This is a genomic window from Fructilactobacillus frigidiflavus (genome assembly GCF_044054575.1).
GTDB lineage: Bacteria > Bacillota > Bacilli > Lactobacillales > Lactobacillaceae > Fructilactobacillus > Fructilactobacillus frigidiflavus.
Map to the genome: position 1 here is coordinate 1048196 of NZ_CP168716.1, position 16924 is coordinate 1065119.

Annotated in this window: 18 protein-coding genes; 15 read left to right on the forward strand and 3 right to left on the reverse strand. The window is 38.0% G+C overall.

Annotated features, from left to right (window positions below):
* Positions 1-78: 78 nt before the first annotated feature.
* The 11 genes from gap (at position 79) to ACEPSS_RS05295 (ending at position 10702) form a co-directional block, all read left to right on the forward strand.
* Positions 79-1083, forward strand: a complete 1005-nt coding sequence (gap, locus tag ACEPSS_RS05245; RefSeq protein ID WP_395318027.1) for a type I glyceraldehyde-3-phosphate dehydrogenase — start codon at positions 79-81, stop codon at positions 1081-1083.
* A gap of 86 nt (positions 1084-1169) precedes the next feature.
* On the forward strand, positions 1170-2387 hold the full coding sequence (locus tag ACEPSS_RS05250; protein ID WP_395318029.1) for a phosphoglycerate kinase: 1218 nt from the start codon (positions 1170-1172) through the stop codon (positions 2385-2387).
* A gap of 71 nt (positions 2388-2458) precedes the next feature.
* Positions 2459-3220: a triose-phosphate isomerase gene (tpiA, locus tag ACEPSS_RS05255; RefSeq protein WP_395318031.1), complete on the forward strand. Its 762-nt coding sequence runs from the start codon at positions 2459-2461 to the stop codon at positions 3218-3220.
* Between the two features lie 87 nt (positions 3221-3307).
* Positions 3308-4627 (forward strand): phosphopyruvate hydratase, encoded by a 1320-nt coding sequence (gene eno / locus ACEPSS_RS05260; RefSeq protein ID WP_395318033.1) that lies wholly within the window; start codon positions 3308-3310, stop codon positions 4625-4627.
* A 145-nt stretch (positions 4628-4772) separates the two neighbouring features.
* The gene (secG, locus tag ACEPSS_RS05265) at positions 4773-5009 is read left to right on the forward strand and encodes a preprotein translocase subunit SecG (protein ID WP_395318035.1); all 237 of its coding nucleotides are present in this window, start codon (positions 4773-4775) and stop codon (positions 5007-5009) included.
* 127 nt (positions 5010-5136) lie between these two features.
* Positions 5137-7437, forward strand: coding sequence for a ribonuclease R (gene rnr, locus ACEPSS_RS05270; protein ID WP_395318036.1), 2301 nt, complete (start codon positions 5137-5139; stop codon positions 7435-7437).
* Positions 7438-7451: 14 nt separating this feature from the next.
* The gene (gene smpB, locus ACEPSS_RS05275) at positions 7452-7925 is read left to right on the forward strand and encodes an SsrA-binding protein SmpB (RefSeq protein ID WP_014081830.1); all 474 of its coding nucleotides are present in this window, start codon (positions 7452-7454) and stop codon (positions 7923-7925) included.
* 138 nt (positions 7926-8063) lie between these two features.
* Complete coding sequence (locus ACEPSS_RS05280; RefSeq protein WP_395318039.1) at positions 8064-8756, forward strand: uracil-DNA glycosylase; 693 nt, start codon at positions 8064-8066, stop codon at positions 8754-8756.
* 9 nt (positions 8757-8765) lie between these two features.
* Positions 8766-9752 (forward strand): phosphate acetyltransferase, encoded by a 987-nt coding sequence (gene pta, locus ACEPSS_RS05285; protein WP_395320502.1) that lies wholly within the window; start codon positions 8766-8768, stop codon positions 9750-9752.
* A gap of 1 nt (position 9753) precedes the next feature.
* Positions 9754-10227 (forward strand): tRNA (adenosine(37)-N6)-threonylcarbamoyltransferase complex ATPase subunit type 1 TsaE, encoded by a 474-nt coding sequence (tsaE, locus tag ACEPSS_RS05290; protein ID WP_395318041.1) that lies wholly within the window; start codon positions 9754-9756, stop codon positions 10225-10227.
* A complete protein-coding gene (locus tag ACEPSS_RS05295; RefSeq protein ID WP_395318043.1) occupies positions 10220-10702 on the forward strand; it encodes a GNAT family N-acetyltransferase in 483 nt (160 codons plus the stop codon). The genes tsaE and ACEPSS_RS05295 overlap by 8 nt, the downstream gene beginning before the upstream one ends.
* Before the next feature lie 19 nt (positions 10703-10721).
* Here ACEPSS_RS05295 and ACEPSS_RS05300 read toward each other — a convergent pair whose 3' ends face one another.
* Together ACEPSS_RS05300 and ACEPSS_RS05305 are read right to left on the reverse strand one after the other, a co-directional pair.
* Positions 10722-11255 (reverse strand): 3'-5' exonuclease, encoded by a 534-nt coding sequence (locus ACEPSS_RS05300; protein ID WP_395320504.1) that lies wholly within the window; start codon positions 11253-11255, stop codon positions 10722-10724.
* Positions 11256-11265: 10 nt separating this feature from the next.
* Complete coding sequence (locus ACEPSS_RS05305) at positions 11266-12036, reverse strand: exodeoxyribonuclease III (RefSeq protein WP_395318045.1); 771 nt, start codon at positions 12034-12036, stop codon at positions 11266-11268.
* A 108-nt stretch (positions 12037-12144) separates the two neighbouring features.
* Between ACEPSS_RS05305 and murB the strand changes: the two genes are divergently transcribed.
* Positions 12145-13041, forward strand: coding sequence for a UDP-N-acetylmuramate dehydrogenase (murB, locus tag ACEPSS_RS05310; protein ID WP_395318047.1), 897 nt, complete (start codon positions 12145-12147; stop codon positions 13039-13041).
* 17 nt (positions 13042-13058) lie between these two features.
* Here the strand turns inward: murB and ACEPSS_RS05315 are convergent, their stop codons facing one another.
* Positions 13059-13730, reverse strand: coding sequence for a DUF1361 domain-containing protein (locus tag ACEPSS_RS05315; RefSeq protein WP_395318049.1), 672 nt, complete (start codon positions 13728-13730; stop codon positions 13059-13061).
* Between the two features lie 163 nt (positions 13731-13893).
* Between ACEPSS_RS05315 and cdaA the strand changes: the two genes are divergently transcribed.
* From cdaA to glmM, 3 genes are read left to right on the forward strand one after another with little or no spacing between them, the layout of a single operon-like run.
* A complete protein-coding gene (gene cdaA / locus ACEPSS_RS05320; RefSeq protein ID WP_395318051.1) occupies positions 13894-14736 on the forward strand; it encodes a diadenylate cyclase CdaA in 843 nt (280 codons plus the stop codon).
* Positions 14736-15440, forward strand: a complete 705-nt coding sequence (locus ACEPSS_RS05325; protein ID WP_395318053.1) for a YbbR-like domain-containing protein — start codon at positions 14736-14738, stop codon at positions 15438-15440. The genes cdaA and ACEPSS_RS05325 overlap by 1 nt, the downstream gene beginning before the upstream one ends.
* A 23-nt stretch (positions 15441-15463) precedes the next feature.
* Positions 15464-16810 carry a phosphoglucosamine mutase gene (glmM, locus tag ACEPSS_RS05330; protein ID WP_395318055.1) on the forward strand — a complete coding sequence of 449 codons (1347 nt, stop codon included), beginning with the start codon at positions 15464-15466 and terminating at the stop codon, positions 16808-16810.
* Positions 16811-16924 lie beyond the last annotated feature (114 nt).

Consider the following 16924-nt stretch of genomic DNA (forward strand, 5'->3'; position numbering starts at 1 on the left):
TCGCTGACATTTTCAGGTAAAAGTGGTAAGATATGACTTGTATTTAAAATATAACAATCCTAAAGGAGGAAGCATATTATGACTGTAAAAATTGGTCTTAATGGTTTCGGAAGAATTGGTCGTCTAGCATTTAGACGTATCCATCAATTAGATTCAAAGGACATTGAAGTTGCAGCAATTAACGATTTAACTACACCTTCAATGTTAGCTTACTTACTAAAATACGACTCTGTTCATGGTCGTTTCCCTGGTAAAGTTGAAGCAACTGAAGACGCAATCATCGTTGACGGTAAACGTATCCCAGTTTACGCAGAACGTGATGCAAAGAACATTCCTTGGGTTAAAAATGACGGTGTTGACTTTGTACTTGAATGTACTGGTTTCTACACTTCAAAAGAAAAAGCACAAGCTCACTTGGATGCCGGTGCACAACGTGTCTTGATCTCAGCTCCTGCTGGTGACATTACTACTGTTGTTCCTGGTGTTAACCTTGATACTCTTACTTCAGAAGATAAGATTGTATCAGCTGGTTCATGTACTACTAGCTGTTTAGCTCCTATGGCTAACTGGCTTAACAAAGAATTCGGTCTTAAAGTTGGTACTATGACTACTGTTCATGCTTACACTGCTACTCAAGCACTTCAAGATGGACCTCGTAGCGCTAAGTTTGCTAACAACCGTGCTGCTGCCGTTAACACTATTCCTCACAGTTCAGGTGCTGCTAAGGCCATTGGTCTTGTTATCCCAGAACTTGATGGTATCTTAAAAGGTCACGCACAACGTGTTGCTGTAATTGATGGTTCATTAACTGAATTAGTTTCAGTTCTTGACAAGAAAGTTACTGTTGATGAAATTAACGATGCTATGAAGAAACACAAAAATGATGCCTTTGGTTACGCTGAAGACTTCATGGTTTCAACTGATGTTATCGGTAATTCACACGGTTCAGTATTTGACCCAAGTCAAACTGAAATCACTGAAAACGGTGATCTTCAATTAGTTAAGACTGTTGCTTGGTACGATAACGAATGGGGATTCACTTGTAACATGATTCGTACTTTACAACACTTTGCTACTCTTTAATCATTAAATTGTAGTTTTAAAAGGGCGGAGGAGGTTATACCTCCTGCGTCTTTTGTTTTATCAATTATTATTGGAGGAATTGCATAATGAGTAAATTAATCATTGATGATTTAGACCTTAAGGGTAAAGATGTCCTTATGCGGGTTGATTTTAATGTTCCCATTAAAGATGGTGTAGTTGGTGACGATAACCGGATCGTAGCTGCTTTACCATCAATTGAATGGGTAATCAACCACGGTGGAAAAGCAATCTTACTTTCTCACTTAGGTCGAATTAAATCAGAAGACGACAAACCCGGTTTGTCACTTCGTCCCGTTGCGGAAAAGCTTTCAAAATTAATCAAAAAACCAGTTATCTTTGTGCCAGTTAACGAAGGTCCTCAATTAGAAGAAGCCATCGATAAGATGCAAGATGGTCAAATCTTGTTGGCTGAAAACACTCGTTATCAAGATGTTATTGATGGTGAAAACGTTAAACGTGAATCTAAAAATGATCCTAAATTAGGTGAATACTGGGCTTCATTAGGTGACGTATTTGTGAACGATGCTTTCGGTACTGCTCACAGAAGTCATGCTTCTAACGTTGGAATTGCAACTGCTATGGAAAAAGCCGGTAAACCAGTTGCCGCTGGTTTCTTGCTTGAAAAAGAAATTAAATTCCTTGGTAACGCTGTTGACAATCCAAAACACCCATTCGTCGCTATTTTAGGTGGTGCTAAAGTTTCTGATAAGATTGGTGTAATTGATCACTTATTAGACAAAGCCGATAAAATCATTATCGGTGGTGGAATGACTTACACATTCTACGCTGCTAAGGGGATTTCAATTGGTAACTCACTTGTTGAAAAAGACAAAATTGATGTTGCTAAAGAAATCCTTAAAAAGGGTGGCAACAAGATTGTTTTACCAGTTGACTCAGTGGTTGCTGATAAATTCTCAAACGATGCTGATGCTAAAATCGTTGATGGTGCAATTCCTGATGGCTACATGGCCCTTGACATTGGACCTAAATCAATCAAACTCTTCGAAAGTGTCCTTGCCGATGCTAAGACAGTAGTTTGGAATGGACCAATGGGTGTCTTTGAAATGCCTAAATTTGCTGAAGGTACTTTAGCAATTGGTCGTTTCTTAGGTACTTTAAAAGATGCTACAACCATTGTTGGTGGTGGTGATTCAACTGCTGCCGTTAAAGAATTAGGCGTAGCTGACAAGCTTACTCACATCTCTACTGGTGGTGGAGCTTCACTTGAATACCTTGAAGGTAAAACTTTACCTGGAATTGCCTGTGTTTCTAACAAAGATTAATTAAAAAGCGTTGGCTTGGCCAGCGCTTTTTTAATTACCTAAGCTTTATGTAAAATGAAAGGAGGGTTAAAATGCGTATTCCGTTTATTGGTGGAAACTGGAAGATGAATTTGTCACTTGAGGAAGCCGTCAAATTTGTCGAAGAGATTAAGCCTAATTTACCAGCTGCTAGTGAAGTGGAAACGGCAATTGCTGCGTCACCTCTTTTTTTAGAATCAATGCTTAAACATAATGACCATAGCCCTTTACAAGTTACCGCGGAAAATTGTTTCTATAAAGATGAAGGAGCTTATACAGGGGAAGTTAGCCCGAAAGCTCTTAGCGAAATGGGAATTAAATATGTAATTGTAGGCCATTCTGAACGTCGTCGTTATTTTAATGAGACGAATGACATTATTAACAAAAAAGTTCATGCGGTCTTAGATAACCAAATGATTCCCATCATTTGTTGTGATGAAACGATGGGGCGAGTAGACAACGGTGATCATTTTTCCTGGGTCGTTAGTCAAGTAACTGCGGCTGTTCAAGGAGTTTCTGAAGCCGATGCTGCGAAGATTATCATTGCTTATGAACCCAGTTGGGCAATCGGAACCGGCCATAGTGCTTCGACGGCTGAAGCCGAAGAGGGCTGTTATCTAATTCGGCAAACGCTTGCTGATATTTACTCTGATGAAGTGGCTGATCAAATTCGAATTCTTTATGGTGGCAGTGTTACTGAAAAAAACATCCAATCTTTAATGAAAGAAACGGATATCGATGGGGTCCTCGCTGGTAAGGCTAGTTTGAGTCCAACCGAATTTATGAAGCTTGCAAATTTTAAAACGCTTAAATAATTAATTAAATGATTGCATTGTTGATTTTAAAAATGTAGAATTTAATTGTAAATATAGATTATTACTAAACAACTAAGGAGATTTATTATGTCACTTATTTCTGATGTATATGCACGCGAAGTCTTAGACTCACGTGGTAACCCAACTGTTGAAGCTGAAGTTTACACTGAAGACGGTGCAATGGGACGTGGAATCGTTCCTTCTGGTGCCTCAACTGGTGAACACGAAGCAGTTGAATTACGTGATGGTAACAAAGACCGTTTTGGTGGTAAAGGTGTTACTAAAGCCGTTGCTAACGTTAACGACAAAATTGCCAAAGAAATTATTGGTTACGATGTTACTGATCAATTAGGAATTGACCAAGCAATGATTAAGCTTGATGGTACTCCTAACAAAGCTAAATTAGGTGCTAACGCTATCTTAGCTGTTTCAATTGCTGCTGCTAGAGCTGCTGCTGATGAACTTGGAACTCCTTTATACAACTACTTAGGTGGTTTCGATGCTCACGTTTTACCTACTCCAATGATGAACGTTATCAATGGTGGTAAGCACGCTAACAACAAGGTTGACTTCCAAGAATTCATGATCATGCCTGTTGGTGCTCCAACTTTTAGAGAAGCTGTTCGGATGGGTGCTGAAACTTTCCACGCCTTAAAAGCAATCTTAAACGAAAAAGGTTACTCAACTGCTGTTGGTGATGAAGGTGGATTTGCTCCTGACTTGAAGAACAACGAAGAACCATTTGAAATTCTTATTGAAGCTATCAAACGTGCTGGTTACAAACCAGGTAAAGATATTGCAATTGCCTTTGACTGTGCTTCTTCAGAATTCTACGATCCTGAAACTAAGAAATACAACTTAGAAGGTGACGGTCGTTCATACACTGCTGCTGAATTCGTTGAGTTACTTGAAAGCATCGTTGACAAATACCCAATCATTTCAATCGAAGATCCTTTGGATGAAAACGAATGGGAAGACTGGAAGATTGCTACCGAAAAACTTGGTAAAAAAGTACAAATCGTTGGTGATGATTTATTTGTTACTAACACTGACTACCTTGAAAAAGGAATTGAAATGGGTGTTGCAAACTCAATCCTTATCAAACTTAACCAAATCGGTACTTTAACTGAAACAGTTAATGCGGTTAACATGGCTAAAGAAGCTAGTTACACTGCCGTTATCTCACACCGTTCAGGTGAAACTGAAGATACTACTATTTCTGATTTAGTTGTTGCCCTTAATGCAGGTCAAATCAAGACTGGTTCAATGAGTCGTGGTGAAAGAATTGCTAAGTACAACCAATTAATGAGAATTGAAGACCAATTAGGTTCAGTTGCAGAATACAAAGGAATTCACTCATTCTACAACTTATCACGTCAAGCACGTGAAGACATTATGAACAAATAATTAAGCTTTTAAAAAGAACTTCTAGCCTTGCTAGGGGTTCTTTTTTCGGTTAAAAATAGTGTAATTTTGAAATTTATCAAGATTGTGTTATAATATTTACTAGAATTAATTGACCCTTTTTCAACATGGGTAGGAGGAATTTTCATTGACTGACTTCTTAATGATATTATTATGGATTGTTAGCATATTGATTATTGGCGCTGTTTTAATGCAACCGTCAAAAAACAATGACGCAATGTCATCATTTACTGGTGGTGCTAGCGACTTGTTTGCAGAATCAAAATCACGTGGATTTGAATCATTTATCCAAAAAGTTACTGTAATTTTAGGCATTATGTTTTTTGCCATCGCATTAGTTTTAATGTGGTTATCACAGCACTAGAAAAAGGCTCCTTGCATATTCGCAGGGGCTTTTTTGTATATCAGGGCTAATTAATTAAAAATAGAAAATAAAACGTTTATAATGTAGTTAATTACATATATAAAGAAAACATAGAAGAGGAAATATAGTGGAAGATAATAAATTAAAAAATGAGATCAAGAATGAACTTGTATCTCATCCAGAAAAATCGTATAGCGTTGAAGACATCGCTGATGCTTTGAAGTATCATGGCTCAGCTGCCTTCAAATTAATTGTACAAGAATTAGCCATTCTTGAAAGAGAACGAGCTGTTGTTGTTACTCATGATGGAAACTTTAAGATTAATCCTAGTGAATTAAAACTTGAAGGGGTATTCCATTCAAATTCAAAAGGCTTCGGCTTCGTTGGTTTTGATGATGATTCAGAAGATGCCTTTATTGCACCTGATGATACCATGAATGCCATGAATTTAGACCGTGTTGAAGTTCAAATCACTAAACCAGCCGAAAAAGGTAGTGATCGTGGTCCGGCTGCCAAAGTAATCAAGATTCTTGAACGTCATTATACTCATGTAGTTGGTGAATTCTTCAAGACGACTGATGACCAAGGTTACATTGGCCAAATCAAATTAAAAGACAAAAAACTAGCAGGTTTTAGATTCTACGTTACAGATGCTGGAATCAACCCAACTCCTGGTGAAGTGGTCTTAGCTGATATTACTGAATATCCAAACGCTAAACATCCAGATGTGATGGTTGGGGTTGCTAAACAAATCATTGGTAGTGTTGATGATCCTGGAATTGACATCTTACAAATTGTGTATGCCCATGATGTGCCATCACAATTCCCAGAAGATGTAATGCAAGAAGCAGATGCAATTCCTGACCATGTTTTACCAGAAGAAACTAAAGGTCGCGAAGACATTACTGACCAAACACTAGTTACCATTGATGCCGAAGAATCAAAAGATTTAGATGATGCCGTTACGGCTTGGAAATTACCAAACGGTAACTATCATTTAGGGGTTCACATTGCTGATGTTAGTCACTATGTGAAACCAGGAACATTACTTGACCGAGAAGCCTACAAACGGGGAACTTCTTGTTACTTAACTGATCGAGTTATTCCAATGTTACCAAGACGGTTATCAAACGGAATTTGTTCATTAAACGAAGGTGAACTTCGTTTATGTATGAGTTGTGATATGGAAATTAACCCCCAAGGGAAAGTGGTTAAGTCACGAGTTCATCCTAGTGTTATGCGTTCTAAAGCACGGATGACCTATAATGCAGTTAATGACATTATTGAAAATAAAGATGCTGATACCCGTAAGAAATATGCTGATTTAGTACCAATGTTTGAAACTATGGACGAATTGCATAAGATTCTTTACAAAGCTCGTCGCAGACGTGGGGCAATTGACTTTAACGATAACGAAGCAAAGATTATTGTTAATAAAGAAGGTCACCCAATTGACATTCAATTGAGAACTCGTGGAACTGCTGAACGTTTGATTGAATCATTCATGCTAGCTGCCAACGAAACGGTCGCTGAAACTTACCATAAGCTTAAAGTACCATTCATTTACCGAATTCATGAAGTACCTGATGCTACTCGAGTTAAAGAATTCTTTGAATTCTTAACTGCTTTTGGAATCAACGTTAAAGCAGATCCAGATCATCTTGAACCTAAGACTTTACAAAACGTCTTATCTAAGGTAGCTGGTAAACCAGAAGAAGCAATGGTTTCAGTGATGTTGCTTAGAAGTATGCAACAAGCTAAGTACAGTGATAAATGTGTTGGTCACTTTGGGTTAGGTGCAAAATACTACACTCACTTTACCTCACCAATTCGTCGTTACCCTGATATGTTCATTCACCGTTTAATTCATTACTATGAAGATAATGGAATTAATGATGTAACCAGAGCTAAGTACGCTGATGTTGTCGGTGAAGTAGCTGTTCATTGTTCAGAAACAGAACGTCGTGCCGTTGATACGGAACGTGCTGTGGATGCCATGATGAAGGCTGAATACATGAGCGATCGCATTGGTGAAGAATACAATGGTGTAATTAGTTCTGTCATGAAATTTGGGGTCTTCGTTGAATTACCAAATACAGTTGAAGGACTTGTACACATTAGTCGGATGACGGATGACTATTACCAATACGTACCTAAGTACATGGCCCTAGTTGGTCGTAATACGAAACGGACTTTCAAAATTGGACAAGATGTTCGCGTTAAATGTGTGGGTGTCGATGTTGACCAAAGTTCCGTTGATTTTGAAATTCTTGAAGTAGAAAAGACACCAATTAGTGATCTTTTACCAAAACAACAAAATCATACGCGTGGTCGTTTTAACAACCACAAGAACAATGATAACCATGGTCAAAAACATGGTAACGGAAATAAATCATCACACAGTTTTACCATTAAAAAACGTAAATAAGGATTGATTTTAAAATGGTCAAAAAAAAGAGTAAGCCAAATAACGATAATGTGATGGCTACCAATCGAAAGGCACGTCATGATTATTTCATTGAAGAGACTTTCGAGGCAGGAATTGCATTAACGGGGACCGAAATAAAATCTGTAAGAGAACGGCGGGTTACTTTGAAAGATGGCTTTGTTTCGTTTCGAAACGGCGAAGCTTTCTTACAAAATATTCATATTAATGAATATACTGAAGGTAATCAATTTAATCATGATCCATTACGAAATCGGAAGTTACTCTTGCATAAGAAGGAAATTAGAAAGCTTTCTGATGCAGTGCAAACTAAAGGTGTGACGGTTGTCCCCCTCAAAATGTATTTAAAGCATAATTTTGCTAAAGTACTAATTGGGGTGGCAAAAGGGAAACACGAATACGATAAACGTCATGATATTAAAGCACGTGATCAAAAGCGTCAAATTGATCGAGTAATGAAACATTACTAGCATAATTTGACTTCGAAAAAGCGATTGAATTCTGAAGGGATTCAATCGCTTTTTGACTGAGATAAGTCTTGGTATTTGAGACGATAACGATGCTTGTTTTAGTTGAAGTTATGTTAAAATATTCACGAGGTGAAAAAGTTGAAACAATTTATTGATAATGACTGGTGGCCAATCTTAGAGCCAGAATTTGAAAAACCATATTACCAAAAGTTGAGAAAATTTTTAGTTGAAGAATATTCGAATCATCAGATTTATCCAGCGATGAATCATATTTTTCAAGCGTTTGAATGGACGCCGTTCAGTAAAACCAAGGTGGTTATTTTGGGACAAGATCCTTATCATGGCCCTCATCAAGCAATTGGAACCAGTTTTGCCGTTGAACCAGGAGTTAAAATTCCGCCATCTTTACGAAATATCTATAAAGAATTAGATAATGATTTAGGGATTAAGCCCGTTAATCATGGATACTTAAAGAGTTGGGCAGAACAAGGGGTTTTACTGTTAAACTCAGTTCTCACGGTTCGAGACGGAGTGGCTTTTTCCCATCGAAATGAAGGTTGGGAAAAATTAACTGATTATGCAATTCATCAGTTATCAGAACGTCCTGAACCAGTTGTTTTTATTTTGTGGGGCAATGCTGCCCGCAAAAAAGTTAATTTGATTGATACGGAAACTAATATTATTATTGAATCAGCCCACCCCAGTCCGTTATCGGCTAATCGGGGATTCTTTGGTTCTCGGCCGTTTTCCAAAACGAATGCCGCTTTGGAAGCAATGGGAGAACGACCAATTAATTGGCAATTACCAGAAAAAGTTGAAATGGAAAGATAGGAGAAAATGATGGATCTATTTGAAAGTTTAAAAAGTAAAATTAAAGGTCAAAAAATTAAATTAGTTTTTCCTGAAGGGGAAGACGAACGCATTATTTCAGCTGCTAGTCGCTTAGCTGCTGATAATTTAGCTGTTCCGGTTTTATTAGGTAATGAAGCTGAAATCAAAAAAACAGCCGTTGCTCTTAACGTGGCTTTAGACGGAATTGAAATTGTTGATCTCGAAAAAGTATCGGGAGAAACGAGTCAAAAAATGGTACAAGCCATTGTGGAACGTCGTAAAGGAAAAACTACTGCTGAACAAGCAGAAAAATGGTTAACTGATCCGAACTACTTTGGAACGACCATGGTTTACCTAGGAGATGTCGATGGAATGGTATCAGGAGCTGCCCACCCAACTGGTGACACAGTTCGTCCCGCTCTTCAAATCATTAAAACGAAACCAGGAGTTAATTTAATTAGTGGTTCATTTGTGATGCAAAAGGGTGATCAACGTTATCTATTTGCTGACTGTGCTATTAACATTAACCCCAATGAAACTCAATTAGCTGAAATTGCCGTTGAAAGTGGAAAAACCGCGCGTTTATTTGATATTGACCCACGGGTTGCTTTATTAAGTTTTTCAACGAATGGATCTGCTAAGAGTCCAGAAGTGGAAAAAGTGCACAATGCGACAAAATTAGCGCAAGCAATGGATCCAGCAATGCCAATTGATGGCGAAATGCAATTTGATGCGGCTTTTGTACCAGCCGTTGCCAAAGCTAAATATTCTGATTCGAAAGTTGCCGGTCAAGCAACCGTCTTTGTCTTTCCTGAATTAGAAGCTGGGAACATTGGTTACAAGATTGCCCAAAGATTTGGAGGCTTTGAAGCCATTGGACCAATTTTACAAGGGTTAAACAAACCCGTTTCTGATCTTTCTCGTGGTTGTAATGCTGAAGATGTTTACAAAGTAGCAATTATTACAGCTACTCAAGCATTAGCTGACGAGGATTAAGATGAAAGTGAATGTTACTGAACCTAGTCAAACCCAACGTTTAGGTGAGGCGCTAGCTACTCAATTACAACCAGGCGATGTCATTTTACTGGATGGTGATTTAGGGGCTGGAAAAACTACTTTTACCAAGGGATTAGCCAAGGGGCTTGGGATTAAAAGAAACATTAAAAGCCCGACCTTTACTATTATTCGCGAATATCAAGACGGACGGTTACCGCTTTATCATATGGATGTTTATCGCCTCGAAGTTGGAGGGAGCGATGAACTGGGACTTGATGAATATTTTGATGGTGATGGCGTAAGCGTGGTTGAATGGTCAAAGTTTGCTGAAGCTGAGCTTCCTACCAATTATTTAAGACTTAAATTTACCCGGCAAGATGAATTAGGGACAAATAATCGGGAAATTGAGTTTACCGCTCAAGGGGAACACTTTAAAGCTATTTTGGCATCAGGAGTACTTAATTTAGATGAATAATGAAATTGAAGTAGGAATTCGGGCTGCACAGCCTAATGATGCTGGTGCAATGCTAGCGATGCTTAAACAATTACAAACGGAATCTGATTTTTTCGAATTAGATACGGAGCTTGACCAAGTCAGTGCTGCTAGTGAAGCACGCCAAATTGAATTGCTGAATTCTTCGGGAACAAATTTGATTTTATTAGCTACGGCTGGAACACAATTAATTGGGATTGCCACGGTCCAGCAAGTTAGTGATGTCACTGGGGAAGTGGGCGTTGCTGTTTTAAATGATTATCAAGGGATGGGTTTAGGCACGATGCTAGTTGATGAGTTGCTTAATTGGCAACTTCATTATAGTGAGCTCCAACGCCTGGTTCTAGAAGTCAAAAAAGTTAATTTACCGGCCATTCATATTTATCATAAATTAGGCTTTAAGCAACAATCCGAAACGAATACTACCATTTGGATGCAAAAAGACTCTGAAAATTAATTAATCTTCAGAGTCTTTTTTAGATAGTAGTGACAAAGGGACGAATAGCATCATCACCAAATTGTTGATGCTCATGAATTAAGATCTTAGCACAGGCTAAACTATCATCTAAAGCATTATGGTGATGTTCTAATTCGATTCCCAGATTAGCACTAACCGTATTTAACTTATGATTTTCAAAGCTGGGATAAAATTTACGACTGGTTTTGACGGTGTCAAGCGTTTGATAATGAGGCATTGGTAAACGATATCGTTCGATACTTTTCTTGAGCACGCTATTATCAAACCGATTGTTGTGAGCAATTACCAACCGATTCCGTTTAAAAAAAGGCTTGATGATTTCCCAAACTTCGGGAAAAGTCGGGGCATCTTTGACATCCGCACTATGAATCCCGTGAACTTTAATGTTTCGCCAATTAAATTCCATCTCTGGATTAATTAGTGAGTAGAACTCGTTCACAACTTGATCATCACGAACTACAGTAATGGCTACAGAACAGGCACTAGCACGTTGGCTAGCAGCAGTTTCAAAGTCAATGGCAACAAAGTTCATCATCATTCTCCTATTTCGCAGTTAAATTATTTAAAATTAATTGAAGAGGGCAATGGTCAGAGCCAGGCACCGTATCCATAATGGTAGTAATTTTGACGTCCTTCACTAAATCATTATAAATGATAAAGTAGTCTAACCGCCAACCATGATTATCACGGCGCGCATGACCACGATAACTCCACCAAGTGTATTTATTAGGTTCATTAGGATGGGTCGCCCGGTAAATATCGGTAAAACCACTGTCTAATAATTCAGTCATTTGTTGACGTTCGGCATCCGTAAAACCAGCTGCATGATGATGTTCATCGGGTGCATAAATATCAATTGGTTCATGGGCAATGTTGAAATCGCCATTAATCACCACTGGCTTTTTGGTTTTTAATTTCTTTACAAAATTAATTAATTTTTGGTCCCAAGCTTCTTTATAATTTAAGCGCTGTAATTCTTCTCCAGCAGCCGGTGCATAAATGTTTACCAAATAAAAATTAGGATACTCAAGGGTAATGACCCGACCTTCAGGATCTTGGTCATTACCGTCGAGGCCTAAAATGACTTGCAATGGTTTGTGTTTGGTAAAAACTGCCGTTCCAGAATAGCCAGGACGTTCGGCATCATTCCAATATTGATAGTAATCGGCAGGCAAGTCGAGCTTTACCTCACCTGGTGATACTCTAGTTTCTTGCACACTAAAGAAATCAGCATTTGCTGCTGTAAAAAACTCATAAAAGTTATTTTTTAAAATGGCACGAATCCCATTTACGTTCCAAGTAATAAAATTCATTATTTAACCCCCTTAATTCATTTAGTATAGCACTATTACATTGTTGCATGGTTTTCGGCCTTTCTAAGTGATAAAATAATATAGGCTAATATGAAAGGAAAATAAAACATGGCAATTGACTTATGCAATAAATTTAACGAAATTAAAATCTTAAAAGATGAACCATTATCAAATTATTCATGGACTAAAACTGGAGGAAAGGCTGATTATTTGGCCTTCCCTAAAAATTATGCCGAAGCAGAAACCCTGCTAAAGTTTACTAAAGAACACCAAATTCCAATTACAGTCTTAGGAAACGCCAGCAATTTAATTGTTCGTGATGGTGGGATTAAAGGTTTGACCATGATTCTAACCGAAATGAATGAGATTCACGTTGATGGAAACTATGTCATTGCGGAAGCCGGAGCAGCCTATATTGCCGCTACCAAAGTTGCACAAGCTGCAGGCTTAACTGGCATGGAGTTTGCTGCGGGAATTCCTGGTAGTATTGGTGGTGGGGTATACATGAACGCCGGCGCATATGGTGGTGAGACGGAATACATATTAAAATCAGCTACCATTTTGACCAGTACAGGAAATATCGTTGAAATGACCCATGATGAGCTAGATTTTGGTTATCGGCACAGTAGCATTCAAGATAATGGTGATGTAGTTTTAGCTGCGACCTTCCAACTAGAAAAGGGAAACAAAACCTTGATTCAAGCAGAAATGGATCACTTGAATTACCTACGTAAATCAAAGCAACCATTAGAATATCCTTCTTGTGGGAGCGTTTTTAAACGTCCTGCTGGTCATTTTGCGGGTAAATTAATTCATGATGCGGGCTTACAAGGTTACCGAGTTGGTGGCGCAGAGGTTTCCACTAAACACGCGGGCTTTATTGTGAACGTTGGTCATGCCACGGCAACTGATTATTTAAATGTAATCAAACACGTTCAAGCAACGGTTTTACAAGCTTCAGGGATTCACTTAGAGACTGAAGTCCGGATTATCGGAAGAGCCTAAAAAAAGAGATTGGAAAATTAATTTCCAGTCTCTTTATTATTATCGTTACTAGTAGCGATAATGGTGTAAATCCAGTAAATCATTAATTGAACAATGGTCATTAAAATTACAAAGATTACCATTTGCCGATTCCACATGTTTAAGAAAAGTTTAAAGTAGAATTTGGGATTAGCTAAAAGGTAAACGGTATGAACCCTTAGGAAACGACCAATATATAAACCAACTGAACTTAAAAAGATTAAAAAAGAAGTCATAATAAAATCAGTAAACCGATTTTCTAAATGGAGCCGTCGATTGATGGCCTTTGCCACACTTATCATGCCCCAAAAGCCAATAAATGCACAAGCAAGGGCGCTAATCAATAAACTCGTGTATAAGAACCAGATATGACTATCTAATTTTAATAAACCATTCAAGCCACTCGGGTGTAACCAAGATAAGTGGAGCAAATCAGTTAGGATGTAGGGGGCATTGGGGTAAAACAATAGCCAGATTAAGGTCAAAGCCCAAAATACAATAATGTTTTGGTGTGGCTTATCACCAATGTGAAAACTGACTTCAATTGGAATGTAACCTAAAAAAGTATTTAACAGTAAGAAACCAAAAATAGAATCTTTAATGAATAATTTAATGAAAACTAGCCAAATTAGAAAAAATAACCTAATTTGCCAAATTTTGCTTTTTGTCATAAGAATCACCTCATCTTTATCATACCTAAATTAAACCGCAAATGGAGTTAAAAAACTATTAATTTGTATGTTTTTATTTCTCATCGGATTCAAAGCATGGTATAAGAGAACTAGTCAGAGTGGTATAATAAGGAAGAATATTTTCAGGGAGGGTTACCGACGAATGGGAATCGATTGGAGTAACATTTTAACACTGCATAATTTGAGTAACATCTTGGATATCTTAGTAGTCTGGGTTTTGATTTACGAATTAATTATGCTTTTACGTGGTACACGTTCAATTCAATTATTACGCGGAATTGTAATCTTAATTCTAGCAAAAGTAATTAGTTTATATTTAGGGTTAACGATGACTTCGTGGATCTTAGATCAAGTCATTAATTGGGGTGTGATTGGGATTATTGTGGTTTTTCAACCCGAAATTCGGCGGGCACTAGAAAAATTAGGGCGGCGTTCCGTCTTTAAACAATCACAACAAGAAAACGTCAAAGCAGAGAAGTTAATCAAAGCTTTAGACGGGGCCATTCAATACATGTCAAAGCGGCGAATTGGAGCGTTGATGAGTATTCAAATGAAAACGGGCCTCGAAGAATACATTGAAACGGGGATTGCACTGGATGCGGATGTTTCCAGTCAATTGTTAATTAATATTTTTATTCCCAATACGCCGTTACATGATGGTGCAGTCATTATCAAAGACTTCCGCGTGGCTTCGGCAGCTTCGTATCTTCCGTTATCACAAAGTAATCTAATTCCAAAAGAGTTAGGAACCCGGCACCGGGCAGCAGTGGGAATTTCCGAAGTAACGGATGCGATTACAATTGTAATTTCTGAAGAAACAGGGGAAGTTTCAATCACTAGAAACAATGAATTATTGCGTGGTATGACCCAAAATGATTATTTGAAGTATCTCAGAAGTCAATTAATCGTGAAAGATAAAAATCACCAAACCTTTTTCAATGAAGTTGCTGAATTTTTCAACAAACGATTTGGGGGAGGTAAATAATGAAAAAGTTTTTTGAAAGTCGGACATTTTGTTTAATTATTTCATTAGTAATTTCACTTTCCTTATTTTTCATGGTGCATGATTATAAGTTAGGGCAAATCAATTCAAGTGCCCAAAATGATAACCAACAATTAACTTCCAACGAGAAACGTGAAGTTGAGGTACCCTTACAATTAAACGTTAACTCTGATAAATACTTTGTGATTGGCTATCCTAACAAGGTTAAAGTTGAGCTTTCGGGACCATCTGCCTTGGTTACTACGACTGCTAACACCCAAAATTTTAAGATTTTAGCTGACCTTAGTGATTTGGGTCCAGGTAAGCATACGGTTAAGTTACAACAATCAGGTCTTAATTCCGAACTCAAATCAGAGATTAAGCCCAAAACAATTACGGTCAATGTACAAGAACGGGAAACGGATGCTTACCCGGTTGAAGTTGCATACCAAAGTAAAAATATTGCAAATGGTTATAAAGTAAGTAAAGTTTCGAAAGATATCAGTCGGGTTAACGTTACGGGTCCCAAAGATGAAATGAAGAAAATTAAGCAAGTAGTTGCTAAAGTTAAATTAACCCGCGATACCAATAAAAATATCAAACAAACAACGGTGATTGATGCTCTTGATGAACGTGGACGAACGATTAACGTGGTCATCTCACCATCTACTACTACTGTTAAACTTCAAGTCGAAAAGAATAATTAGATTAAAAGAGGAATGGTGATATTATGAAATATTTTGGAACTGATGGAATTCGTGGAATTGCTAATCAAGAATTAACTCCTGAATTAGCCTTTCGGGCTGGGCGAGCTGGTGGATATGCGTTAACTAAGCGGAGTGCTGAAGCTCACCAACCACGTGTTTTAGTTTCTCGTGATACTAGAATTTCTGGTCAAATGTTAGAAGATGCCCTCGTTGCTGGTTTATTATCAGTGGGAATTGAAGTGATTCGTTTGGGAATCGTAACTACGCCTGGAGTTGCTTATTTAGTTCGTGATCAAAATGCCGATGCGGGAGTGATGATTACGGCTTCACATAATCCTGCCGAATATAATGGGATTAAATTCTTTGGGGGCGATGGGTATAAGCTTTCTGATGACATTGAGGAAGATATTGAAGCCATGCTTGAAAATGATGTTGATGATTTACCCCGTCCTTCTGCTCAAGGCTTAGGTACCGCGGCTTCATATAACGAAGCCGGACAAAAATACCTCCATTTCTTAGCCCAAAGTATTCCAGATAATTTGGAAGGAATCAAAGTTTCCGTTGATGCTGCTAACGGGGCTACTAGTGCTTTGATGCCTCGTCTCTATGCAGATTTAGGACTTGATTTTAAAACGATGGCTACCAAACCAAATGGGATTAATATCAATGATAATGTTGGTTCAACTCATCCTGAGCAATTACAAAAAATGGTTGTGGAAAATGAATCACAATTAGGAATTGCCTTTGATGGTGATGGAGACCGCTGTATCGCGGTTGACGAAAACGGTGAAATCGTTGACGGTGATAAAATTATGTACATTTGTGGTAAATACATGAATGAACATGGTCGTTTGAAACATGACACCATCGTCACCACCGTTATGAGTAACCTAGGGATGTACAAGGCGATGGAAGCTCATGGCATGAAGAGTGTTAAAACCAAAGTGGGTGATCGGTACGTCGTTGAAGAAATGAATAAAAATGGTTATAACTTAGGTGGCGAACAATCTGGTCATATCGTTTTTCTTGATTTTGGAACGACCGGTGATGGGATGTTAACTAGTATTCAACTAATGTCAATCATGAAAGAAACCGGGAAAAAACTTTCCGAATTAGCTGCTGAAGTAACTAAATATCCCCAAAGCTTAGTTAATGTGACGGTGAAGGATAAAAAGCATGCCATGGATCCTCAACCAGTCAAGGATATTATCAAAGAGGTTGAAACCGAAATGAATGGCGATGGTCGCATTTTAGTTAGACCTAGTGGAACCGAACCATTACTTCGTGTCATGGTTGAAGCCCCAACTCAAGCTGAAAGTAATGACTACGCGCAAAGAATTGCGGATGTGGTTGCAGAAAATAATCAGTAACTTTTTAAAGAAATAGCCGTTGGGCTGTTTCTTTTTTTATTGAATTAGACATATACCAATTACGACATAATCATTGACATAAACTTCTTAAAACACTATGATATTACTTGTCAG